This window comes from Citrobacter sp. TBCP-5362, from assembly GCF_005406305.1.
Lineage (GTDB): Bacteria > Pseudomonadota > Gammaproteobacteria > Enterobacterales > Enterobacteriaceae > Citrobacter_B > Citrobacter_B koseri.
The window spans coordinates 3858714-3879997 of record NZ_CP040234.1; the positions used below are offsets into that span (position 1 = coordinate 3858714).

The 21284-nt window shown below is 53.1% G+C and carries 23 protein-coding genes and 3 tRNA genes; 13 read left to right on the top strand and 13 right to left on the bottom strand.

The window, feature by feature from the left end; translation table 11 throughout:
* Positions 1 to 117 precede the first annotated feature (117 nt).
* The gene (deoC, locus tag FD428_RS18340; RefSeq protein ID WP_024130733.1) at positions 118 to 897 is read right to left on the bottom strand and encodes a deoxyribose-phosphate aldolase; all 780 of its coding nucleotides are present in this window, start codon (positions 895 to 897) and stop codon (positions 118 to 120) included.
* A 262-nt stretch (positions 898 to 1159) separates the two neighbouring features.
* Between deoC and FD428_RS18345 the strand changes: the two genes are divergently transcribed.
* Entirely contained in the window at positions 1160 to 2746 is a 1587-nt protein-coding gene (locus tag FD428_RS18345; RefSeq protein ID WP_024130734.1) for a YjjI family glycine radical enzyme, read from the top strand.
* Between the two features lie 71 nt (positions 2747 to 2817).
* On the top strand, positions 2818 to 3672 hold the full coding sequence (locus FD428_RS18350; protein WP_114847985.1) for a YjjW family glycine radical enzyme activase: 855 nt from the start codon (positions 2818 to 2820) through the stop codon (positions 3670 to 3672).
* Between the two features lie 164 nt (positions 3673 to 3836).
* Here FD428_RS18350 and FD428_RS18355 read toward each other — a convergent pair whose 3' ends face one another.
* The 8 genes from FD428_RS18355 to FD428_RS18390 all read right to left on the bottom strand — a co-directional run bounded on the left by FD428_RS18355 (position 3837) and on the right by FD428_RS18390 (position 10246).
* Positions 3837 to 4613, bottom strand: a complete 777-nt coding sequence (locus FD428_RS18355; RefSeq protein WP_114847986.1) for a metal-dependent hydrolase — start codon at positions 4611 to 4613, stop codon at positions 3837 to 3839.
* Positions 4610 to 5683: a patatin family protein gene (locus FD428_RS18360; RefSeq protein ID WP_114847987.1), complete on the bottom strand. Its 1074-nt coding sequence runs from the start codon at positions 5681 to 5683 to the stop codon at positions 4610 to 4612. Before FD428_RS18360 ends, FD428_RS18355 begins: the two co-directional genes overlap by 4 nt.
* Positions 5684 to 5806: 123 nt before the next feature.
* On the bottom strand, positions 5807 to 5968 hold the full coding sequence (locus FD428_RS18365) for a DUF1328 domain-containing protein (protein ID WP_047459078.1): 162 nt from the start codon (positions 5966 to 5968) through the stop codon (positions 5807 to 5809).
* Between the two features lie 128 nt (positions 5969 to 6096).
* Entirely contained in the window at positions 6097 to 6714 is a 618-nt protein-coding gene (gene osmY / locus FD428_RS18370) for a molecular chaperone OsmY (protein WP_012134200.1), read from the bottom strand.
* A 329-nt stretch (positions 6715 to 7043) separates the two neighbouring features.
* The gene (gene prfC / locus FD428_RS18375; RefSeq protein ID WP_012134201.1) at positions 7044 to 8633 is read right to left on the bottom strand and encodes a peptide chain release factor 3; all 1590 of its coding nucleotides are present in this window, start codon (positions 8631 to 8633) and stop codon (positions 7044 to 7046) included.
* A 92-nt stretch (positions 8634 to 8725) separates the two neighbouring features.
* Complete coding sequence (gene yjjG / locus FD428_RS18380; RefSeq protein ID WP_114847988.1) at positions 8726 to 9403, bottom strand: pyrimidine 5'-nucleotidase; 678 nt, start codon at positions 9401 to 9403, stop codon at positions 8726 to 8728.
* Positions 9404 to 9417: 14 nt separating this feature from the next.
* Positions 9418 to 9864 carry a ribosomal protein S18-alanine N-acetyltransferase gene (gene rimI, locus FD428_RS18385; RefSeq protein WP_012134203.1) on the bottom strand — a complete coding sequence of 149 codons (447 nt, stop codon included), beginning with the start codon at positions 9862 to 9864 and terminating at the stop codon, positions 9418 to 9420.
* Positions 9833 to 10246, bottom strand: a complete 414-nt coding sequence (locus FD428_RS18390) for a DNA polymerase III subunit psi (protein WP_024130737.1) — start codon at positions 10244 to 10246, stop codon at positions 9833 to 9835. Before FD428_RS18390 ends, rimI begins: the two co-directional genes overlap by 32 nt.
* Positions 10247 to 10349: 103 nt before the next feature.
* Between FD428_RS18390 and rsmC the strand changes: the two genes are divergently transcribed.
* The 4 genes from rsmC to FD428_RS18415 all read left to right on the top strand — a co-directional run bounded on the left by rsmC (position 10350) and on the right by FD428_RS18415 (position 11903).
* On the top strand, positions 10350 to 11378 hold the full coding sequence (rsmC, locus tag FD428_RS18395; protein WP_047459087.1) for a 16S rRNA (guanine(1207)-N(2))-methyltransferase RsmC: 1029 nt from the start codon (positions 10350 to 10352) through the stop codon (positions 11376 to 11378).
* 206 nt (positions 11379 to 11584) lie between these two features.
* Positions 11585 to 11671: transfer RNA gene (locus tag FD428_RS18405), tRNA-Leu, on the top strand.
* Positions 11672 to 11698: 27 nt separating this feature from the next.
* A tRNA-Leu gene (locus tag FD428_RS18410) sits at positions 11699 to 11785 on the top strand.
* Between the two features lie 32 nt (positions 11786 to 11817).
* Positions 11818 to 11903, top strand: a tRNA-Leu gene (locus FD428_RS18415).
* Between the two features lie 39 nt (positions 11904 to 11942).
* On the opposite strand, the gene FD428_RS18420 is transcribed toward FD428_RS18415, so the two are convergent.
* A complete protein-coding gene (locus FD428_RS18420) occupies positions 11943 to 12179 on the bottom strand; it encodes a DUF1435 domain-containing protein (protein ID WP_080516675.1) in 237 nt (78 codons plus the stop codon).
* A gap of 252 nt (positions 12180 to 12431) precedes the next feature.
* On the opposite strand from FD428_RS18420, the gene FD428_RS18425 reads away from it, so the two are divergent.
* Positions 12432 to 13499 carry a GGDEF domain-containing protein gene (locus tag FD428_RS18425; RefSeq protein ID WP_012134209.1) on the top strand — a complete coding sequence of 356 codons (1068 nt, stop codon included), beginning with the start codon at positions 12432 to 12434 and terminating at the stop codon, positions 13497 to 13499.
* Positions 13500 to 13621: 122 nt separating this feature from the next.
* On the top strand, positions 13622 to 14410 hold the full coding sequence (gene fhuF, locus FD428_RS18430; RefSeq protein WP_012134210.1) for a siderophore-iron reductase FhuF: 789 nt from the start codon (positions 13622 to 13624) through the stop codon (positions 14408 to 14410).
* Between the two features lie 30 nt (positions 14411 to 14440).
* On the opposite strand, the gene FD428_RS18435 is transcribed toward fhuF, so the two are convergent.
* The gene (locus FD428_RS18435; protein ID WP_024130738.1) at positions 14441 to 15784 is read right to left on the bottom strand and encodes a PTS sugar transporter subunit IIC; all 1344 of its coding nucleotides are present in this window, start codon (positions 15782 to 15784) and stop codon (positions 14441 to 14443) included.
* A gap of 363 nt (positions 15785 to 16147) precedes the next feature.
* Between FD428_RS18435 and FD428_RS18440 the strand changes: the two genes are divergently transcribed.
* Positions 16148 to 16606, top strand: coding sequence for a YbaK/EbsC family protein (locus FD428_RS18440; RefSeq protein WP_012134213.1), 459 nt, complete (start codon positions 16148 to 16150; stop codon positions 16604 to 16606).
* 64 nt (positions 16607 to 16670) lie between these two features.
* On the opposite strand, the gene bglJ is transcribed toward FD428_RS18440, so the two are convergent.
* Together bglJ and FD428_RS18450 are read right to left on the bottom strand one after the other, a co-directional pair.
* Complete coding sequence (bglJ, locus tag FD428_RS18445; protein WP_049008312.1) at positions 16671 to 17339, bottom strand: DNA-binding transcriptional activator BglJ; 669 nt, start codon at positions 17337 to 17339, stop codon at positions 16671 to 16673.
* Positions 17300 to 18022, bottom strand: a complete 723-nt coding sequence (locus FD428_RS18450; RefSeq protein ID WP_114847989.1) for a LuxR C-terminal-related transcriptional regulator — start codon at positions 18020 to 18022, stop codon at positions 17300 to 17302. The genes bglJ and FD428_RS18450 overlap by 40 nt, the downstream gene beginning before the upstream one ends.
* Before the next feature lie 569 nt (positions 18023 to 18591).
* Between FD428_RS18450 and FD428_RS18455 the strand changes: the two genes are divergently transcribed.
* The 4 genes from FD428_RS18455 (at position 18592) to dnaC (ending at position 21236) form a co-directional block, all read left to right on the top strand.
* Entirely contained in the window at positions 18592 to 19368 is a 777-nt protein-coding gene (locus FD428_RS18455; RefSeq protein WP_114847990.1) for a threonine/serine exporter ThrE family protein, read from the top strand.
* Positions 19359 to 19832, top strand: a complete 474-nt coding sequence (locus FD428_RS18460) for a threonine/serine exporter (protein WP_012134217.1) — start codon at positions 19359 to 19361, stop codon at positions 19830 to 19832. The genes FD428_RS18455 and FD428_RS18460 overlap by 10 nt, the downstream gene beginning before the upstream one ends.
* A 124-nt stretch (positions 19833 to 19956) precedes the next feature.
* Entirely contained in the window at positions 19957 to 20496 is a 540-nt protein-coding gene (dnaT, locus tag FD428_RS18465; RefSeq protein WP_049008309.1) for a primosomal protein DnaT, read from the top strand.
* A 2-nt stretch (positions 20497 to 20498) separates the two neighbouring features.
* Entirely contained in the window at positions 20499 to 21236 is a 738-nt protein-coding gene (dnaC, locus tag FD428_RS18470; protein ID WP_049008305.1) for a DNA replication protein DnaC, read from the top strand.
* The last annotated feature ends 48 nt before the right edge of the window (positions 21237 to 21284 follow it).

Sequence of the window (21284 nt, forward strand, 5' to 3'; positions counted from 1 at the left end):
AGAGTAGAAGGCCATTGTAGGCCGGGTAAGCAACGCGCCACCCGGCAGTCGTATTGATGCCGGATGGTGGCTGCGCCTTATCCGGCCTACGTCACTACAACTCCGGCAATATAAGGTTTAGTAGCTGCTTGCGCTCTTGCCGTCCCCGTGACCCAGCGCTTTCAGCAGGCTTGCCAGCAGGCTGGATGCGCCGAAACGGTAGTGACGGGAATCCGCCCAGTCAGCGCCAAACAGTTCGTCAGCAATGGCCAGGAACTGCTGTGCATCTTCAGCGGTACGCACGCCGCCAGCCGGTTTGAAACCAACGGTTTTGGAAACCCCCATATCGCGGATCACTTCCATCATGATGCGTGCGCTTTCCGGCGTTGCGTTAACCGGAACCTTACCGGTAGAGGTTTTGATGAAATCCGCACCGGCTTTGATGGAAATTTCAGACGCTTTACGGATTAACGCTTCTTCTTTCAGTTCACCGGTTTCGATGATCACTTTCAGCAGCACGTTTGCCGCCGCACAGGCGTCTTTACAGGCTTTCACCAGATCGAAGCCCACCTGCTCGTTACCGGCAATCAGCGCGCGGTACGGGAATACCACGTCAACTTCGTCCGCGCCGTACGCGATGGCTGCGCGGGTTTCTGCCAGCGCGATGTCGATGTCGTCATTACCGTGCGGGAAGTTGGTGACGGTCGCAATGCGGATATCCGGCGTGCCCTGCTCTTTCAGAGTCTTACGCGCAATCGGAATAAAACGCGGGTAGATGCAGATAGCGGCAGTATTCCCAACCGGGGTTTTCGCCTGATGACACAGCGCGATCACTTTTTCATTGGTGTCGTCGTCATTCAGGGTGGTCAGGTCCATCAGTTTCAGCGCACGCAGGCTGCTTGCGGTTAAATCAGTCATTACATTCTCCTGGCTCATCGCCGGTATAAAATTTCACCTTGCGAGTTTGTTAGTATTCTAACATCCGCTCGCCATTACACTTCGATATACATCACAGTTAATGAAAACTACGTACAAATTTGCATTACTGTAACGAGATCTACTTCAAATAAATGACCTTTCCCGGCCTCGCGAGTGGGCAACAGGCGCATCCTGATCAAAAGCCATCATCACGCAACTTCCTACAATGGCGCTTAACCTTCGGCACAAAAAGGAAACGAAGATGCCCACTTCATGCGAAACCGCGCTGCAACATCGTTGCCAGCAAATTGTGACCAGTCCGGTGCTCAGCCCCGAACAAAAACGTCATTTTCTGGCGCTGGAAGCTGAGAACGCTTTGCCTTATCCGGCCTTGCCCGCAGAGGCTCGCCAGGCGCTGGACGACGGGGTTATCTGCGATATGTTCGAAGGTCATGCCCCGTTCAAACCTCGTTATGTTTTGCCCGATTACGCCCGTTTTCTGGCTAATGGCTCACAGTGGCTGGAGCTGGAAGGCGCAAAAGATCTGGATGACGCACTATCTTTGCTGACCATCCTCTACCATCACGTTCCTTCCGTAACATCGATGCCGGTCTATCTGGGGCAACTGGATGCGCTGTTGCAGCCGTATGTTAAAATTCTAACACAAGACGAGATCGATATTCGAATAAAACGTTTCTGGCGCTATCTCGACAGAACGCTGCCGGACGCCTTTATGCATGCCAATATTGGCCCGGCCGACACGCCTGTCACCCGCGCTATTTTACGTGCCGATGCTGAGTTAAAGCAGGTTTCACCTAACCTGACGTTTATCTACGATCCCGATATCACACCGGATGATTTACTGCTTGATGTCGCTAAAAACATTTGTGAATGCAGCAAACCGCATATTTCTAATGGCCCGGTAAATGATAAAATTTTCACAAAAGGTCAATATGGCGTCGTCAGTTGTTACAACTCTCTGCCGCTTGCGGGCGGCGGCAGCACGCTGGTCAGGATCAATCTGAAAGCCGTTGCAGAGCGCAGCACCTCTGTCGATGACTTCTTTACGCGCACGCTACCGCACTACTGCCAGCAGCAGATCGCCATCATTGATGCCCGATGTGACTTCCTCTATGAACAATCACATTTCTTTGAGAATAGCTTCCTGGTGCAGGAAGGGTTGCTTGATCCCGGACGTTTTGTACCGATGTTTGGGATGTATGGCCTGGCCGAAGCGGTAAACCTGCTGTGTGAAAACGCGGGGATGAACGCGCGCTACGGGAAAGACGACGCGGCCAATGCGCTGGGCTATCGCATCAGCGCGCAGTTGGCCGATTTCGTCGCAAACACGCCCGTTAAGCATGGCTGGAAACAGCGGGCGATGCTGCATGCCCAGTCAGGCATCAGCTCCGATATCGGTACGACGCCGGGCGCGCGTTTACCGTACGGCGATGAACCCGACCCCATTACCCACCTGCAAACCGTCGCCCCCCATCATGCGCACTACCATGCCGGGATCAGCGACATCCTGACGCTGGACGAAACCATCAAGCGGAATCCTCAGGCGCTGGTGCAGCTTTGTCTGGGCGCGTTCAAGGCCGGCATGCGTGAATTTACCGCCAACGTCAGCGGCAACGATCTGGTGCGCGTTACCGGGTATATGGTGCGCCTGTCGGATCTGGAAAAATATCGCGCCGAAGGATCGCGAACAAACACCACCTGGCTGGGGGAAGAAGCCGCGCGCAATACGCGCATTCTGGAACGACAAGCACGCGTAATAAGTCATGAACAGCAGATGCGCTTCCTAACGCAAAATCATTCGAGAGGCATCGAGGCGGCAAGCGAATGACCCCCCAGGAGCGTACACGTAGTACGTGACTGGGGTGAATAAGTGCAGCCAACAAAGAGGCAGTTCGAAGGATGAAGTGTTTAGTCAGTAAAATCATACCGTTCTCCTGCGTGGACGGCCCCGGCAGTCGTCTGGCTCTGTTCTTACAAGGGTGCAATCTGCGCTGTAAGAATTGCCATAATCCGTGGACGATCGGGCGCTGCAACGACTGCGGTGAGTGCGTTCCCCAGTGCCCTCATCAGGCGCGGGGCTTCAGCGCGGGGAAAGTGGTGTGGCAGGCTGACGTCTGCGAGCAGTGCGATACCTGTTTACGGATGTGCCCGCAGCAGGCCACGCCGATGGCGCAGACGATGAGCGTCGATGAAGTGCTGGGCCATATCCGTAAGGCATCGCCATTTATTGAAGGCATTACCGTCAGCGGGGGCGAAGCCACCACCCAGTTACCGTTTATTTGCGCGCTGTTTGCCGCGATCAAGGCCGATCCGCAGTTGTGTACGCTGACGTGTCTGGTCGACAGCAACGGCCTGTTGAGCGAAACCGGCTGGCAGAAACTGCTACCCGTTTGTGATGGCGCGATGCTCGATCTAAAAGCCTGGGATAGCGCCTGCCATCAGCGTCTTACCGGGCGGGATAACGCGCAGATCAAGCACAGCATCAGGATATTGGCGGAGCATGGCAAGCTGGCCGAGTTACGGCTGCTGGTGATTCCTGGTCAGGTGGATTACCTGCAACAGATAGCGCCGCTGGCCGCGTTTATCTCCCGTCTGGGCGATATTCCCGTCCGGTTAAACGCTTTCCATGCGCATGGGGTGTATGGCGAAGCAAAAGCGTGGCCGGGCGCAACGCCTGACGACGTGCAACAGCTGGCAAACGCATTATGGGCGCACGGGGTGCATAACCTGATTTTCCCTGCTTTATATTTATGAATCGCCGGATGGCGGCTGCGCCTTATCCGGCCTACAAATGATGTCGACCCGTTGGCCGCCTTATCCGGCCCACAAATGATGTCGGCCCGTAGGCCGCCTTATCCGGCCCACAAATGATGTCGGCCCGTAGGCCGGGTAAGACGCTTTTGCGTCGCATCCGGCAATCAGAGACGAAATAACGCCGCCGTATTGCGATACAGCGTTTCGGCTATCACCTCAGAGGGTTCATCGCGTAGCGCGCACAGCTCGCTGAATACCCGTGCCGCCTGTTCCGGGCGGTTTGGCTGCCCCTGAAAACCATTTAGCGGCATATCCGGCGCGTCGGTCTCCAGCAGCAATGCGTCCAGCGGTAGTTGCGCCATCACATCACGCGTTTTACTGGCGCGCGGATAAGTAATCGTGCCGCCAACGCCAATTTTGTAGCCTAACTGAACAAAGCGTTCCGCCTGTTGTAGGCTGCCGGAAAAACCGTGTACCACCCCGGTTCGCGCCAGGGCGTGGCGTTTGAGATGCATTGCCAGCTTGTCATGGGTGCGACGCGAGTGAAGGATCACCGGCAGATCGTAGCGTTTCGCCAGTTTAAGCTGCGCCTCCAGGAGCCGTTCTTGCTCATCAAACTGAGGATTATCGCGGTAAAGATCCAACCCGATCTCCCCTACCGCCACGACTTTCTGCGGGCGTTGATCCAGCGCCTGTTGCAGGCGCTCCAGACTGTCATCTGCGTGCTGCTCAATAAACACGGGGTGCAGCCCCAGCGCCGCGAACAGCGGCGGGAAGCGTTCCGCCAGTGCCAGCACGCGTGAAAAACAGACCGCAGCCGTCGCCGGAACAATGATTTTGCCAACCCCCGCATCAGCGGCACGCTGGATGCTGGCCGCTTCATCACCGGTGAAAGGCGGAAAATCAAAATGACAATGCGTGTCGATAAATCGGCAACTCACGCCAGATCCTCATTATTGAAGGTAGTGTCGTTGGCCTGCGCCACGCCGCTGACCGTTGCTACGTGCATATCGTTGGCCACCGCCGCCGGAGGCACCACCACCGGGCCAGGAATGACAATCTTCGGCGTGTGGCGGGAGAGCGGCGGTTTCTCCGTCAGCAGTTTCCCCACCGTCGCCAGAAAATAGCGCCCGCACAGGCGTCCGATTTTGTAATCTTCACGCAGCGCAGGAAGACGGCTGCCCAACGCCATGCTTTGCAGCGGTTTCGGCGGGTAGATTTCAATGATACGCAGCTTACCCGGCGGCTTCTCAATAAAACGCTGAATGGCGCTATAGCTGGTTTCGTGGTGCTGTACCAGATTCACCAGCGGCTGCAAACTGCTCTCCCCCAGCCAGCGCTCCATGCGCTTAAACCACTGCGGCGTATAGTACATTTGCGAAGGCACCGTGCGGATCACCACGATCGTTTTCGCACCACGCTTTGCCGCCTCCTGTACCGGGATCGCATCGCTGATCCCGCCGTCCAGATAATTGATGCCATCCAGCGCCACGCCTGTACGGTAGAACCCCGGAATCGCGCTGGTCGCACGAATAATATCGAGCCAGTTTTGCTTCGTCGGCGAGAAATAGTTCGCCGTGTAGTCATCCCCACGACAGGCGCACATATAGAAGAATTTTCCGCTATCAAACAGACGCGCGGCGGTGTCCATCGCCAGCGGCATCTGCCCGGATGTCGCGTCCACCAGCCAGTCGAGATCGATCAGGTTCCCCCCGCGAACAAAACGCACCGGGTCGAAGAACTCCCGCTTCGTGGTGTAACGCATAATAACTTTGCGCCCATAGCCGGGCTGGTTACAGAGATAGGCGGAAAGGTTTTGCGCCCCGGCAGAGGTGCCGAGGTAGAGGTCGAACGGATTGAACTGCGCGCGCATAAACTCATCCAGCACGCCAGCGGTAAAGATTCCCCGCTGCCCTCCGCCCTCGCACACCAGAGCCATTCGGCCTGGTCGGAACGCGTTTAATGATAATGGCGCAATATTGCCGAGCGTCACGGGTATTCGCTGCCCCACCTCTGCCTTCCTGTGTTTTATTTTATAGAATGACAAAGTAACGCAAATTCGCGATAGCTAAAACCGTAAAAGCCAGTCCGATGGACTGGCTTAGCATGAATCATGGGTATTACGGGTGACGTGCTAGGGTCGTTTACGGCCCATAAACAGGCTGATCAGGAACAGGACAATCCCGACGACGAAGACAATTTTCGCTGCGCTAGCCGCGGTGCCTGCCAGTCCACCAAAACCCAGAGCGGCGGCAATTAACGCGATAACCAGAAATATAATGCCCCAACGAAACATAAGCCTCTCCTTTACCATAGTTAATGTCGACCGCTTGATATGAGCGTTCAGGTTGCTCATTCGCGATATTTTTAGTGTGGTGTACATTGCGCCTCCCGACAAACGTCGGGAGGGCGAATTAAGACGAATTACTGAGTTTTCAGGTCATTTTTGACGCTTTTCACACCATCAACCGCTTTTGCGATACTTTCAGCACGGTCGATTTGCGCCTGAGAATCTACGGTTCCTGAGAGCTGCACCACACCGTCGGTGGTTTCGACTTTCACTTTGCGGGAAGGCACGATGTCATCCGCCAACAGTTTCGCTTTGATCTCGCTGGTAGTGGCCGTATCCCCGGCATAGCCTTTCATCGTGCCGGACTTGCTGTCGCGAACATGCAGTTTGTCGCTGACGGAGGTCACACCCTCAACGCCTTCCGCCACTTTCACGGCTTCTTCAGCCTGAGCCTGGCTTTCAACAAAGCCGCTTAATATCACCACTTTGTTATCGGTTTTGACCGAGATATCGGTGCTCTTAATACTTTCATGATCCACCAACGCCGCTTTCACTTTTGCGGTGATGGCGCTGTCATCCATGAAGTTACCGACTTTATTCATAGAGCTATCGACTTTCTGTCCCGCGCTTTCTGCGCTGGACTGTGCCTTATCCAGCGTAGAGGTTTCCGCAAATGCAGAACCGGTCGCGACAGCGGAGGTCAACATTACGGCCAGGAGAGTTTTAGAAATCTTCAGTCTTGTCGTCGTCATCGATTCATTCCTGTATGGATGGCAGCCGTCACAATCAACATACTTATGCAGAATCGCGGCGCTAATCCCATCTTTATTCAGTTATTAATATCGCAGACAAGATAAATGACGGCCTTAACAACCAGTATTCACGCATTGAACAGTGTTAAAAGTCGTCATTTATGTCATCACTTTGTTAAATATAGATCACAATCGCAAAATCGCTTGCTGATACGCTTAAAAAACAAGCAACCATAAGAAAAACTGAGGGATTTAAGAACATTCCGCAAGCGGTTAAAAAGGCAGGGAAAGTAACAGGGCGCGCCGGATGACGCGCCCTGGAGGGACAATTAGTGCTCGCGCGTTTTGCGGAACTGAACGTCAGGGTAGCGTTCCTGCGTCAGGTTCAGGTTAACCATTGTCGGTGCAATATAGGTGAGGTTATCACCGCCATCCAGCGCCAGTTGTACTTCGTTCTTACGCTTGAACTCTTCGAATTTCTTCGCGTCAGTACATTCAACCCAGCGTGCGGTGGCGACGTTGACGGATTCATAGATAGCCTCAACGTTGTATTCGCTCTTCAGACGGGCAACCACCACGTCAAACTGCAACACGCCGACAGCGCCCACGATCAGATCGTTGTTGGCGATCGGACGGAACACCTGTACCGCGCCTTCTTCAGACAGCTGAACCAGCCCTTTCAGCAGCTGTTTCTGCTTCAGCGGATCTTTCAGGCGGATACGACGGAACAGCTCCGGCGCGAAGTTCGGTATACCGGTGAACTTCATCATTTCGCCCTGAGTGAAGGTGTCGCCGATCTGAATGGTGCCGTGGTTGTGCAGGCCCAGAATATCGCCCGGATACGCCTCTTCAACGTGGGAACGGTCGCCCGCCATAAAGGTCAGCGCATCAGAAATCACCACATCTTTGCCGATACGTACCTGGCGCATTTTCATGCCTTTTTCGTACTTACCGGAGACCACTCGCATAAACGCCACGCGGTCGCGGTGTTTTGGGTCCATATTGGCCTGAATCTTAAACACGAAACCGGTGAACTTCTCTTCTTTCGCTTCTACCGTACGGGTATCGGTCTGGCGCGGCATCGGCGCAGGCGCCCACTCCACCAGGCCATCCAGCATATGGTCAACGCCGAAGTTACCCAGCGCTGTACCAAAGAAGACCGGGGTGATTTCGCCCGCGAGGAACAGCTCATGGTCAAACTCGTTGGACGCGCCCTGCACCAGTTCCAGCTCGTCGCGCAGCTGCTGCGCCAGGTCTTCCCCTACGGCAGCGTCAAGTTCCGGGTTATCCAGACCTTTTACAATGCGCACTTCCTGGATGGTGTGGCCTTTACCGGTCTGGTACAGGTAAGTTTCGTCTTTATAAAGGTGATAGACGCCTTTAAACAGCTTCCCGCAGCCAATCGGCCAGGTGATCGGCGCACAGCCGATTTTCAGCTCGTTCTCAACTTCATCCAGCAGCTCCATCGGGTCGCGGATGTCACGGTCGAGTTTGTTCATAAAGGTGAGGATCGGCGTATCGCGCAGGCGGGTTACTTCCATCAGCTTACGGGTACGATCTTCGACACCTTTTGCCGCGTCAATCACCATCAGACAGCAGTCCACCGCCGTCAGCGTGCGGTAGGTATCTTCCGAGAAGTCTTCGTGCCCGGGGGTGTCCAGCAGGTTGACCAGGCAATCATGATACGGGAACTGCATTACCGACGTGGTAATAGAAATACCACGCTGCTTTTCCATTTCCATCCAGTCAGATTTTGCATGCTGGCTGGAGCCACGGCCTTTTACCGTCCCGGCAGTCTGGATAGCCTGTCCGAACAACAATACCTTCTCAGTGATAGTGGTTTTACCGGCATCCGGGTGAGAAATAATGGCAAAAGTGCGGCGCTTAGCCACCTCTTGCAAATAAGGAGACAACGTCATAGTTCAATCTTCTTGAGTAAGCGCGGCGTCTGACCACGCATGTTGAATACGAAAAATTGCGGCTATTTTACCCATCAACGGGGGGGAGGCAATCAGTGTTTACACAGGAGTTGCTCCAGTTCGCTTAATGACGCCACGGTCCAGGTCGGTTCAATGCCCGCAGGCTGCTCGCGATGGTGCGCATTCAGCCAGCAGGTGGAAAGCCCGGCGTTAATGCCGCCGAGAATATCAGACTCTGCGGTATCGCCGACCATTAACACGCGAGAGCGGTCAGGGCTGCCCGCCTGCTCCAGCGCGTAATCAAAGATGCGCGGATCGGGCTTCGCCACGCCCACTTCTTCAGAAATAACCAGCAGACCAAAACGATCGCGAAGCCCTGTTCGTTCAAGGCGAATTTGCTGCAATGAGGTGAATCCGTTGGTGATGATGCCCATCTTCACCTTACCGTGCAGGGCGTTAACCAGCGAAACCGCACCCGGCAGCGGTGCGCAAATCTCCGCCATAGCATTCATAAACGCATCATTTAACTCTTCAGGCGGGACGTTCAGCTGCTCGCCCCAGCCGACAAAGCGCTGGCGCTGAAGCTGAAGCGAAGTGATAGCGCCGTTCTGATAATCCACCCACAGCGGTTTATTGACGGCCTGGTAGTCCTGAAAATCTTCAGCGGTAAAGGTGACGCTATAGTCGAGAAACATCCGCTGTAAGCCGGTAAACGAGTCAAATGTAAACAGCGTTTCGTCGGCATCAAAGAAAATCCAGTCCCACTTCATCATTCCACCTTGTCTTACATACTGATTGGCAATGCCATGATTATCGCGTCCTCACGCCCGTCAGCCGTCGGGTAGTAATTACGGCGCACCGTTGCCTCATTAAAACCTAAACTTTCATAGAGTGCGATGGCGGCGGCATTTGAGGCGCGCACCTCCAGCCATAACGTCAGGACGCCGCGTTTTTCCAGTTCATCAATCAGATGTTCCAGCAGTTCTCGCCCCAGCCCCCGACGCTGAAAATCCGGGTCGACCGCAATATTGAACAGCGTCGCCTCATCCAGCACCACCTGCGTAATCGCGAACGCCGCCATCTTTCCGCCGACCGTCAGTTGATAGTTGAGGTAACGTTCGCCCTGATTGCTGGCAAAGGTTTTTTCACTCCACGGAAACGCATGGGCGCGTTTTTCAATCAGAAACGCAGCAGGTAAATCAGTCGGATTGAGGGAAGAAATCGTGTTCATATGCGCAAATTTGTTGCCATAGTGCGGCGCGTGCCGTTGGGTTTGCCCGTAATTCATTAAACGCAGGACTTGTCACCTGAGCGCCTTCCAGCAGCAAAGGCTCTTCAGTACCCAGCCGCCAGCTGTTGCACCGGCTGCCTTCCGGCAGCATGGCGACGCGGTCAGGCGTCAACGGTAATACCTGGTCGGGACTGACGGTCAATGCGCGCAAAATATCGCTCATCAAGGGTTCGGTCAGCGCCGGTAATTCTTCCGCCACGACCACCAGACGAACGTGCGCAGGAAGGGAAATCGCGATTTCCCCCTGTAGCGCGCCAGGGCGACGCAGCGACCACTGGGTAATGCCCAGTTGCTGTAATTGCCAGTCTCGTCGGGATGTCATAGCGAAACGCTCCTGTCTGTCAGGGGCGCAAATATAGCAAATTCGTCGAAACTGCGCCAACAAACAACTATAATCGCCGCCAGGAACAATAGAGGAACCTTTCATGTCTGCTTTTACCCCGGCAAGTGAAGTCTTGCTGCGCCACAGTGATGATTTCGAACAAAGCCGTATTCTGTTTGCCGGAGATTTGCAGGATGACCTGCCAGCCCGCTTCGAAAGCGCCGCCAGCCGCGTGCATACGCAACAATTCCACCACTGGCAGTTGTTAAGCCAGCTGATGGGCGAGAAGGCGCGCTTTAGCCTGGTCGCCCACGCTGACGACGTCGCGGACTGCGACACGCTGATCTACTACTGGCCGAAAAATAAACCTGAAGCCCAGTTCCAGTTGATGAATATCCTGTCGCTGCTGCCGCTCGGCACCGACATCTTCGTGGTGGGCGAAAACCGTAGCGGCGTTCGCAGCGCAGAGCAAATGCTGGCCGACTACGCGCCGCTGAACAAAATCGACAGCGCGCGCCGCTGCGGGCTGTATCATGGCCGTCTGGAAAAACAGCCTGTCTTTGATGCGGAAAAATACTGGGGCGAGTACCGCATTAACGATCTGACCATCAAAACGCTGCCCGGCGTTTTCAGCCGCGACGGTCTGGATGTCGGCAGCCAGTTGCTGCTTTCCACGCTGACGCCACATACCAAAGGCAAAGTGCTGGATGTCGGTTGCGGCGCAGGCGTGCTCTCTGCGGCCTTAGCCAGCCACTCGCCAAAAGTGCGTTTAACCCTGTGTGATGTTTCCGCGCCTGCCGTTGAGGCCAGTCGCGCAACGCTTGCGGCAAACGGCGTTGAGGGTGAGGTGTTCGCCAGTAACGTCTTTTCTGACGTAAAAGGGCGTTTTGATATGATCATCTCTAACCCGCCGTTCCACGATGGAATACAAACCAGCCTGGATGCCGCGCAAACGCTGATTCGCGGCGCGGTTCGCCACCTCAACAGCGGCGGTGAGTTGCGCATCGTGGCTAACGCCTTCCTGCCCTACCCGAAAGTGCTGGATGAAACGTTTGGCTTCCACGAAGTGATTGCGCAAACCGGGCGCTTTAAAGTTTACCGCACGGTGATGACGCGCCAGGCGAAGAAATAGAGTGGTCATCGTAGGCCGGATAAAGTGCCTGCACCGCCATCCGGCATGGTTTGCGGATGCCGGATGGCACTTCGCTTATCCGGCCTGCGGTTAGCGCCCATTTTTGCAGCAATCAATCCATCCTGCGTAATTAACTATTGACGAAAAGCTGAAAACCACTAGAATGCGCCTCCGTGGTAGCGATTCTTTTTAAGAATCGATGGTATGCGAAGGTGGCGGAATTGGTAGACGCGCTAGCTTCAGGTGTTAGTGTCCTTACGGACGTGGGGGTTCAAGTCCCCCCCCTCGCACCAAAACCACGTTGATATTGCTCGCACTGGGCGAAGGTGGCGGAATTGGTAGACGCGCTAGCTTCAGGTGTTAGTGTTCTTACGGACGTGGGGGTTCAAGTCCCCCCCCTCGCACCAACGAGGCGATATCAAAAAAGTAAGATGACTGTGCGAAGGTGGCGGAATTGGTAGACGCGCTAGCTTCAGGTGTTAGTGTCCTTACGGACGTGGGGGTTCAAGTCCCCCCCTCGCACCAATTATCTTATTTCCCTTCTCTGTTTTACGCCTTGTTTGTTCATCCCTGATTCAAATTCATCATAACCAGCACCATGCCGCTGATCAGCGCGACACATGACGGCAGCAGGACGAAATGCCGTAAGCGTTTGTGATACAGCATCAACGAAGTCAGCAGTAACCCTAATACAATCAGTACCTTCCATGCGTCAATGGAGAGGCCGGCAAACGCCAGTCCGGTAATAAAAATACCCGGCAACAATATCCCCCATCCACTGCCCAGTGTACGCTGCAACATGGCTTTACCTCTGATACCGATAATGATAACCAATAGCATATGATAAAATTTCTCATTTGTCAGCAGTTCGTCACACTTCCTTGTATGAGATTGTCTTAACAATTGATGACATGAATTCAGCAAGGTGATAGATTGGGCAGTGGTTAACTTACAAACAATAAAAACGTTTATTTATGCGGGCTTTTTCCCGCACGTTATTTTTCATTTTGGCCCCAACCAGCGTAATTCATAGATAAATAACGACATTCAGATATGACAGCTCAATCCTGGCGCGCGCTACGCACCAAAAAATATCAATTCTCTTTACGCCTTTTTCTGTTTCTCAATGCGGTGTCCGGGCTGTTTACGCTTGTCTTTCCTCTTTATGAGGTCAGGGCTGTCTCAGTCCCGGCAATACTGCTCTTTGTTGCAAGTACGTTACTTCTGATATGGCACGGAAAATATACGCATAAAAAGATTAATATCCCCTTTATTTCTGTTATATCAGGCATATTGTGGGCCTGGCATATCACACTGAAATATAATGCTATGAACCATAGCGATTATACTTTTCTACTCATCGCCCTTCTCTGCGTGTTATTTATTGGCTCCATCGCCTTTGCTAATAATATCATTGCGTTTACGTTCCATTCATTGCCTTCCGTTCTGGCCTGCCTGTGGCTTAATGGCAGCGAACACGGCATACGGATTATTTATCTCATGGCGCTCCCGATGGCGGGCATTGCCATCCAGCATGTTATTCAAAAACGCTATGACGATTTCGCTCAACAGCTGATGTACAAACTGCTGGAAGAGAGAGAAACGCTGAACGGGCTGAGTATGCTCGATCCTTTGACTGGCCTGTATAATCGCCGCGGCCTGCAAAATAAGCTGAATACGCTCCTTGCTCTGGAAACGCACGAAGAACACTACGTATTGCTGCTGGATATCGATCACTTCAAAGCTTATAACGATCACTATGGGCACATGATGGGCGACCAGGCTCTCATTCGCGTTTCAGCCGCGATTCGTGACGCTGTCCGTTCCCGGGATATTGTCACCCGTTTTGGCGGCGAAGAGTTTATGGTCCTGCTGACCGCGACCGATCCACAGGAGGCGCGCACGACCGCCGAACGTATTCGCCAGAAGGTCTACGATCTCAAAATCCCACATATGTTTAATGTCAGCGTGGCGACCAATGTCACCATCAGCGTTGGCATCGCGCCGCTACTGGGTCAGGACATGGAGGCTGCAATCGTCAAGGCGGATAAAGCGCTGTATGAAGCCAAAAACCTGGGGCGCAACAACATTCTTGCGAGTGACGAACTGCGTACAGTCTGACACAGGGCGATATCATCGTGCTACCGCGCACAGCGTCACGACAAAGCGCTTGCCATCGACTATCGCTATCATTAGGATTAGCAATCATTATCATTTAGATTACTATCCTTATATACAGCGCTATGCCTTACCGTTCCGCACCGATCATTGAAGATGTCACCTGGCGAGCCCATCTCCAGCCTGAGATGCCCTCGCTGGCTGAAGCCGTGCGTGAAACGATAACCCGGACGCGCGAACATCTGCTTGATTTTATTCGGCTGGACGAACCGCACCCAACGGGCGCCATGACGCTGGCGCAGTGGGCTCGACCGGGTACGATGCGCTCCCTGCTGGCTATCTATTCCGACCATATTTATCGTCATCAACCGACGCAACCACGCGAAAATAAGCCGCTCATTTCACTTTGGGCGCAATGGTATATCGGTCTGATGGTACCGCCTCTGATGCTTGCCCTGCTCACCCAGGAAAGGGCCATTGACGTTTCGCCCGAGCACATGCACGTTGAGTTCCACGAAACCGGACGCGCAGCCTGTTTTTGGGTTGATGTTCATCAGGACGAGCGGGCAACCGCGCATTCTCCTCAACAGAGAATGGAAACGTTGATCGTCTCTGCGCTGATGCCGGTCGTTCAGGCACTGGAATCAACCGGCGATATTAACGGTAAGCTTATCTGGAGTAACACCGGGTATCTGATCAACTGGTATCTGACCGAAATGAAACCGCTGCTTGGCGAAGCATTGCTGGCAACGCTGCGCCAGAGCTGCTTCTTCGAAAAGCAACTTTCCAGCGGCCAGGATAACCCGCTGTGGCGTACCGTCGTCCCTCGCGAAGGTCTGCTGGTGCGCCGAACCTGCTGTCAACGCTACCGGTTGCCAGACGTTCAGCAATGCGGTGACTGTACGCTGAAATAAACAAGGCGCCGCAGCGCCTTGTTCAACACGTCAGGCCATCTGCTGACTCTCCTCTTCTGCACGCCCGGCCTCTTCTGCCTCTTGCGCCAGAAGCTGCTTCTCATAAACCTTAAAGAACGGGAAGTATATGATGGCGGACACCAGCGCCAGTATAACCACCAGGATCGCCGCACGGTAGTCCCAGCCCAGTGCCCACGCAGCGCCAACCGGTGCGGGCGCAGTCCACGGCACCACGGAAATCACCCGCCCAATCAGATCCAGTTTCATCGCCGCCCACGCCAGCACGGCGTTCACCATTGGCGCCAGCAGAAACGGGATAAAGAACACCGGGTTCATCACAATCGGCGTCCCGAAAATAACCGGTTCGTTGATATTAAAGATACTCGGCACGACGCTTAAGCGGCCAATAGAGCGCAAATGTACGGAACGGCTGCGTAAATAACAAATCACCAGCCCCATCGTGGCGCCAGAACCGCCAATGACGATGAAGAAAGTCCAGAAGGCTTCCATGAAAATGTGCGGCAACGGCGCCCCCTGCGCCAACGCGGTCTGGTTCATACCGAGATTGGTCAGCCAGAACATTTGCAGCATCCCGGAGACAATCGCTGCTCCGTGAATCCCCGCAAACCACAGCAGATGCCCAATCAGCACCGCCAGCAAAATAGCGGGCAATGAATCCGCAGCGGAAACCAGCGGTTTAAAGATCGCCATGATCGCCTGTGGGATCAGCATATCGAACTGCGACTGGATCGCCAGGCTCAGCGGATACAAGGTCAGAACCACCACCAGCACCGGAATCAGCAGATCAAAGGAGTTCTTGATCATCGGCGGCACCTGGTCGGGCAGGCGAATGCCAATGTTATGCGCCTTCAGGAAGCGCATCATTTCAACACAATAAATCGCCACCAGAATCGCGGTAAAAATCCCCGTTCCGCCCAGGCTGTCAACCGGCATAGTACCGTTTGTTTTCGGCGCGGCAACCAGCAAGAAGGCCATGATCGAGAGCATGGCGCACATAAACGGATCTAACTGATGCGATTTAACATAGTGTTTGCCCAGGTTATAGGCAATGGCCGCACAGATATAGATGGACATGATCCCCATCGTCATATCAAACGGCGTCAAAATCTGGCTTTCAAACTGTTTCGCCAGCGCCAGCCAGCCACGGGCAAATCCCCAGGTGGTGTCCGGTGAGAAAGGAGGATAGGCGAAAACCAGCAGGAAGGAGCCGACAATCATAAACGGCATTGCCGAAATGAAGCCATCACGAATTGCCATAACATGACGTTGTGAGGAAATACGTCCGGCAACGGGACTCACGTAGTTTTCGACAAACCGAAAAATCACATTAAACACAGCATGGTTGGTAGACATAGCGTTCTCCTGTCAGTCAAAACAACATAGACGTGCTGGCAGCAGCACCGCCGTGTAAGGGTCCATTACTACTTTTCGCGACCGCGCCGGGGAGAACACCAGCGATACAGCAGAGAGAATGAAGTTTCATAAATGGCTCTTATTATGTGATACAGAGGAAGTGACAGGTTCAGTATTAATCCCCGCCCGCCGGACTGCAACCGGTTACTGTAACCGGTTTCTGTGAATGTGAAGACGATCGAAAAATCGCTCATGCTGCTGGTTTATTACATAAATTATTTACAGTGCCGCTTTCCTTATGACAAATTACGCCACGCGGTTTTCTGAAAAACAGGACTGCTAATACAGCGTCAGGAGAAAAGAATGAGTCTGCAATCGGTACGGCAGTTTCTGGCCGAACGTGCCCCGGATATTGAAATCATCGAATTAAATCAGAGTACGGCGACGGTGGAACTGGCAGCGAAAGCACACAATGTCGCGCCAGGACAGATAGCAAAAACGCTTTCACTTAAGGTGAAAGACGACATTATTCTGGTTGTCGCCAAAGGCGATGCCCGCCTGGACAATAAGAAACTCAAGAGCACGTTTGGCGCGAAAGCGCGAATGCTCAGCAGCGATGAAGTCGTGATCGCCACAGGGCACCCGGTCGGCGGTGTCTGCCCTTTCGGGCTGGAAACGCCTCTGCCCGTCTATTGCGACGTCTCATTAAAACATTATGCTGAAGTCTTACCAGCCGCAGGGGCAACGCACAGCGCAGTCCGAATTTCCCCCGACAGAATGGCAGAACTCACTTCAGCAACCTGGATTGATGTGTGCCAGTGATGCTATTTGTGCCCGGGCGATAAACCCGGCACAAGCAACCTGTAAATACAGAGCGACTACAGAATTACGCGGATAAGCGACCCGGCTTTTCGGCGCGCAGAGACAGCAGGATATCCGCCGCATCAAGCAATCCGGCATCTGAACTGACGCCCAGTTTAGACATCACATTAAATTTATGGGCGCGAATCGTCTTGATATTGCGTTCCAGCTGGACGGCTATCTGTGGCATCGAATAACCATTCGACATAAAACGCAGAATTTCACGCTCAGTGGGGCTTATCATTCGGCTCTGATTGAGATACCAGAGGTTCAGAGTATGTTCCGTCACCTCTCGCTTACTGTTCAATAATAAAAAGAGCTTTTCCTGCAAACTGGCCAGTGACGACGCTTTACTTAAGACCCCATCTAACGGCGAAGGCGACAGCGAATCAATTAACCGGGCTTCCGCATCATCATCCGCGATGACCAGTCGGCGCACACGAGGAAAATTCACAGCCAGTTCCGCCAGATAAGCCAGCCCCATCCGGCGATCTTCCCGCATCGCAGAAAGTGAAAAAATAACGACGGAAAAGGGAGTACTTAACATCGCTTTCTGGAAAGCAGATTGAGTTGGAAAAATATGAAGTTTATATTGGCAATCAGGAAACGCGTCAAATAAACTCTTCATTCCAATACTGCTCATTACGCACTTCTCTATGAGTGCGACATTTCCCTTGGCAATTCTGTTTTCCATTCAGTAGCATCTCCATAAACTGAAGGTAAATTCAATTCTCTTGCTCCCTGAGAACTGTTTATCCAGGCATACATCTCAGCATTGCTGTGTATTGACAGACGTCGCATCGCACTGTTTTTCTGCGCGCTAATCGTTTTATTACTCTTCTTAAGCAACATCGCTATCTGATTAATCCCCCAACCCTTACCCAGAAGCCGTAACACTTTCCGTTCCGACAGCGTAAGAACAACCGGACGATGGCCAAAACTCGAGACATCTGGCAGAGCGGGAGATAGCAGCGTCTTACTGATCCTGTCCGTATGGGCATTGCCTGCTTCAATCACGTTTACCAGATTCTCAACCGGTTCAACGTCAGACAGCAACGTACTGAAGGGGCTCATCAGAAGCTCAATCGCCTGTGAGTAAAACGCACGGGAAACAAGAAATACCCAGTGAATATCATGGTATTGAGATAATAAAGCGTAAAATTGCTCGCAGACAGCGCGGGGATGTTTACATTCTCCCGTTAAATCCGTAATCACTACATCGGAGCGGCGCAACTGCATTAATGTCAGTTCTTCTACGGAACGGCAGTACATCAGTTCATAAGCAGGGAAATGGCCCAGCACCACCTCTTTTAACCCCGTCTGTATAACAGGTATTTTACTGATAATAATTATGTTTTTGCGGCATCCTGGCAACATATCTCCTCCATATCCACAGGTCTCCCCTCCTGTTCACTCATTAATAAATAATATAATTAATGAGAAAAACAGACGTGGTAATAGACGAAGTGAATTGTTTATCCTTGGCTTTTATTTGAAATGTTATAGCAATAACGACTCTATACAATGATCCGCATAGTATAAAATCACCAAACTATTATTGCATAATTACCGCTAAAAATAATTGCGGTACAATTAAATTAACTAAATTAGATCATTAGCATTTCTAACATATGCAAGGGGAATTTAATAAACTCACGCTATGTTTCGCATCAGATAGTTATGCTTTCAGGAAGCACAAGAAAAGAATATCGTCTCATTAATTTCAGAGGTTACAGACGATACTTCATTCCCTGTCATTTACGTCCGACGTAAGGCATTCAATATACTGCAATTATGACATTCACAGACTGATTGTCTGGCATCCTGCCTCTTTTTTCATCACAAAATTGATCTTAGCCAGAGCCAAAAGGGTCGGGCTTCATGATACAAAGAAGACTTTCGTCATTCAGATGGTACGCAACGCGTCTTTTCAGTCAGGGCGAGTCATGCAAACAGAGCAGTCGTTACAGCGAACGGTTACACGGTTATGTATTCAATGCGGGCTTTTTTTACTGCAACACGGCGCGGAGAGCGCGCTGGTTGATGAACTCTCCACCCGCCTGGGATTGGCGTTAGGGATGGACAGCGTGGAAAGCGCCATCTCCTCCAACGCTATCGTTCTCACCACCATTAAAGATGGGCAGTGTCTGACATCGACACGTAAGAACCAGGATCGCGGCATTAATATGCACGTTGTCACGGAGGTGCAGCATATTGTCATCCTGGCCGAACATAATTTGCTGGATATAAAAGGCGTAGAGAAGCGCTTTAGCCAGCTCAGACCGTTGCGCTACCCGCGGTGGCTGGTGTCGCTGATGGTCGGGCTTTCCTGCGCCTGCTTCTGCAAACTGAATAACGGCGGATGGGATGGCGCGGTGATCACCTTTTTCGCCAGCATGGTGGCGATGTATATTCGCCAGATACTGGCGCATCGGCATTTACACCCACAAATCAACTTTTGCATCACCGCTTTTGTCGCCACCACCATTTCCGGCCTTTTGCTTCGCTTGCCCACTTTCAGCCATACTCCGACCATCGCCATGGCCGCCAGCGTCTTACTGCTGGTGCCGGGGTTTCCGCTGATTAATTCCGTCGCGGATATGTTTAAGGGCCACATTAATACCGGTCTGGCGCGCTGGGCGATTGCCAGTCTGTTAACGCTGGCGACGTGCGTCGGCGTGGTGATGTCGATGACGCTGTGGGGGCTACGCGGATGGGTGTAATCGATTTTCTTCTGGCGCTGATGCAGGACATGATTCTCTCCGCAATCCCGGCAGTGGGCTTTGCGATGGTGTTCAACGTGCCGCACCGGGCGCTCCCCTGGTGTGCGTTGCTCGGCGCGCTGGGCCACGGCTCACGCATGGTGATGATGACCGCCGGGTTTAATATCGAATGGTCGACATTTATGGCCTCGCTGCTGGTAGGGAGCATCGGCATTCAGTGGTCGCGCTGGTATCTGGCGCACCCCAAAGTCTTTACCGTCGCGGCAGTCATCCCGATGTTTCCGGGGATATCCGCCTATACGGCAATGATATCCGCCGTCAAAATCAGCCACTTTGGCTACAGCGAACCGTTGATGATCACATTGCTGACCAATTTCCTGAAAGCCTCCTCTATTGTCGGCGCGCTTTCCATCGGGCTTTCCGTTCCCGGTCTGTGGCTGTATCGCAAACGCCCACGGGTGTAATGCTTTTCTCCCTGCGCTCAGGCAGGGTGAGGCCGCTTTCCCTCACCCTGCCGATATCTCCCGTCTGTGTGTTACTATAAAAACAGTATTCCTTCTCGGTTGTGGTTCCCTGTTGAGAAACATTATGTCTTCCAGAATTTTGACCCCGGACGTCATCGGTATTGACGCCTTATTACACGATCACAACGCGGTGCTGGCAAAATCGGCAAGCGGCGCGGTGGCGGTCTTCGCCAATAACGCGCCCGCGTTTTATGCCGTGACGCCGGCACGTCTGGCGGAACTGCTGGCACTGGAGGAAAAGTTATCGCGCCCGGGAAGCGATGTCACACTGGATGCTCAACTCTACGAAGACTCCCAGGCCGCGCCTGTGGCTGTTCCGCTGGGGAAATTCGCCATGTACGCAGACTGGCAGCCGGATGCTGACTTTCAGCGGCAGGCCGCGCTGTGGGGCGTCGCGCTAAGGGAACCCGTCACCGCCGAAGAGCTGGCCTCGTTTGTGGCTTACTGGCAAGCGGAAGGTAAGATTTTTCACCACATCCAGTGGCAGCAAAAGCTGGCGCGCAGCGTGCAAATCAGCCGGGCCAGTAACGGCGGTATGCCGAAACGTGATGTGAACAACGTCAGCGAACCTGACGACCATATTCCACCTGGTTTTCGAGGGTAACGATGAAAAACGTTGGCGACCTGATGAAACGTCTGCAAAAAATGATGCCAGCAAATGTTGAGCCTGCATTCAAAACGGGCGAAGAACTGCTGGCATGGCAGAAAGAGCAAGGCGAAATGCGTGCGGCAGCGCTGGCGCGTGAAAACCGGGCGATGAAAATGCAGCGCACGTTCAACCGTTCCGGCATCCGTCCGCTGCATCAAAACTGCTCGTTTGATAACTATCGTGTTGAGAACGACGGGCAGATGAACGCGCTGAGCAAAGCGCGGCAGTACGTCGAAGAGTTCGACGGCAACATCGCCAGCTTTATCTTTTCGGGCAAACCCGGCACCGGGAAAAACCATCTCGCGGCGGCAATCTGCAATGAACTGCTGCTGCGCGGAAAATCGGTTTTGATCATTACCGTCGCCGATATTATGTCCGCGATGAAAGGCACCTTTAGCAATCGCGAAACCAGCGAAGAGCAGTTGCTCAACGATCTCAGCAATGTGGATCTGCTGGTGATCGACGAGATCGGCATGCAGACCGAATCCCGCTATGAAAAAGTGATCATTAACCAGATCGTCGATCGCCGCTCATCATCCAAACGCCCTACCGGGATGTTAACCAACAGCAATATGGATGAGATGACCAAACTCCTTGGCGAACGCGTAATGGATCGTATGCGTCTGGGCAACAGTCTGTGGGTGATCTTCAACTGGGAAAGCTACCGTAGCCGCGTCACCGGCAAAGAGTATTAAGACCATTCCGACCCAGGCAAGCGCTATACTGCGACGAAAGGTACACAC

What these genes read in the sequence shown, in the direction of transcription:
- rsmC (WP_047459087.1), top strand. Translation starts at nt 10,350, where the DNA reads ATGTCTGCTTTTACCCCGGCAAGTGAAGTCTTGCTGCGCCACAGTGAT.
- deoC (WP_024130733.1), bottom strand. Translation starts at nt 897, where the DNA reads ATGACTGATTTAACCGCAAGCAGCCTGCGTGCGCTGAAACTGATGGAC.
- FD428_RS18350 (WP_114847985.1), top strand. Translation starts at nt 2,818, where the DNA reads ATGAAGTGTTTAGTCAGTAAAATCATACCGTTCTCCTGCGTGGACGGC.
- FD428_RS18435 (WP_024130738.1), bottom strand. Translation starts at nt 15,784, where the DNA reads ATGTCTACCAACCATGCTGTGTTTAATGTGATTTTTCGGTTTGTCGAA.
- yjjG (WP_114847988.1), bottom strand. Translation starts at nt 9,403, where the DNA reads ATGAAGTGGGACTGGATTTTCTTTGATGCCGACGAAACGCTGTTTACA.
- FD428_RS18455 (WP_114847990.1), top strand. Translation starts at nt 18,592, where the DNA reads ATGCAAACAGAGCAGTCGTTACAGCGAACGGTTACACGGTTATGTATT.
- FD428_RS18440 (WP_012134213.1), top strand. Translation starts at nt 16,148, where the DNA reads ATGAGTCTGCAATCGGTACGGCAGTTTCTGGCCGAACGTGCCCCGGAT.
- prfC (WP_012134201.1), bottom strand. Translation starts at nt 8,633, where the DNA reads ATGACGTTGTCTCCTTATTTGCAAGAGGTGGCTAAGCGCCGCACTTTT.
- dnaC (WP_049008305.1), top strand. Translation starts at nt 20,499, where the DNA reads ATGAAAAACGTTGGCGACCTGATGAAACGTCTGCAAAAAATGATGCCA.
- FD428_RS18390 (WP_024130737.1), bottom strand. Translation starts at nt 10,246, where the DNA reads ATGACATCCCGACGAGACTGGCAATTACAGCAACTGGGCATTACCCAG.
- FD428_RS18450 (WP_114847989.1), bottom strand. Translation starts at nt 18,022, where the DNA reads ATGTTGCCAGGATGCCGCAAAAACATAATTATTATCAGTAAAATACCT.
- dnaT (WP_049008309.1), top strand. Translation starts at nt 19,957, where the DNA reads ATGTCTTCCAGAATTTTGACCCCGGACGTCATCGGTATTGACGCCTTA.
- FD428_RS18365 (WP_047459078.1), bottom strand. Translation starts at nt 5,968, where the DNA reads ATGTTTCGTTGGGGCATTATATTTCTGGTTATCGCGTTAATTGCCGCC.
- osmY (WP_012134200.1), bottom strand. Translation starts at nt 6,714, where the DNA reads ATGACGACGACAAGACTGAAGATTTCTAAAACTCTCCTGGCCGTAATG.
- rimI (WP_012134203.1), bottom strand. Translation starts at nt 9,864, where the DNA reads ATGAACACGATTTCTTCCCTCAATCCGACTGATTTACCTGCTGCGTTT.
- FD428_RS18425 (WP_012134209.1), top strand. Translation starts at nt 12,432, where the DNA reads ATGACAGCTCAATCCTGGCGCGCGCTACGCACCAAAAAATATCAATTC.
- bglJ (WP_049008312.1), bottom strand. Translation starts at nt 17,339, where the DNA reads ATGGAAAACAGAATTGCCAAGGGAAATGTCGCACTCATAGAGAAGTGC.
- FD428_RS18460 (WP_012134217.1), top strand. Translation starts at nt 19,359, where the DNA reads ATGGGTGTAATCGATTTTCTTCTGGCGCTGATGCAGGACATGATTCTC.
- FD428_RS18420 (WP_080516675.1), bottom strand. Translation starts at nt 12,179, where the DNA reads ATGTTGCAGCGTACACTGGGCAGTGGATGGGGGATATTGTTGCCGGGT.
- FD428_RS18345 (WP_024130734.1), top strand. Translation starts at nt 1,160, where the DNA reads ATGCCCACTTCATGCGAAACCGCGCTGCAACATCGTTGCCAGCAAATT.
- fhuF (WP_012134210.1), top strand. Translation starts at nt 13,622, where the DNA reads ATGCCTTACCGTTCCGCACCGATCATTGAAGATGTCACCTGGCGAGCC.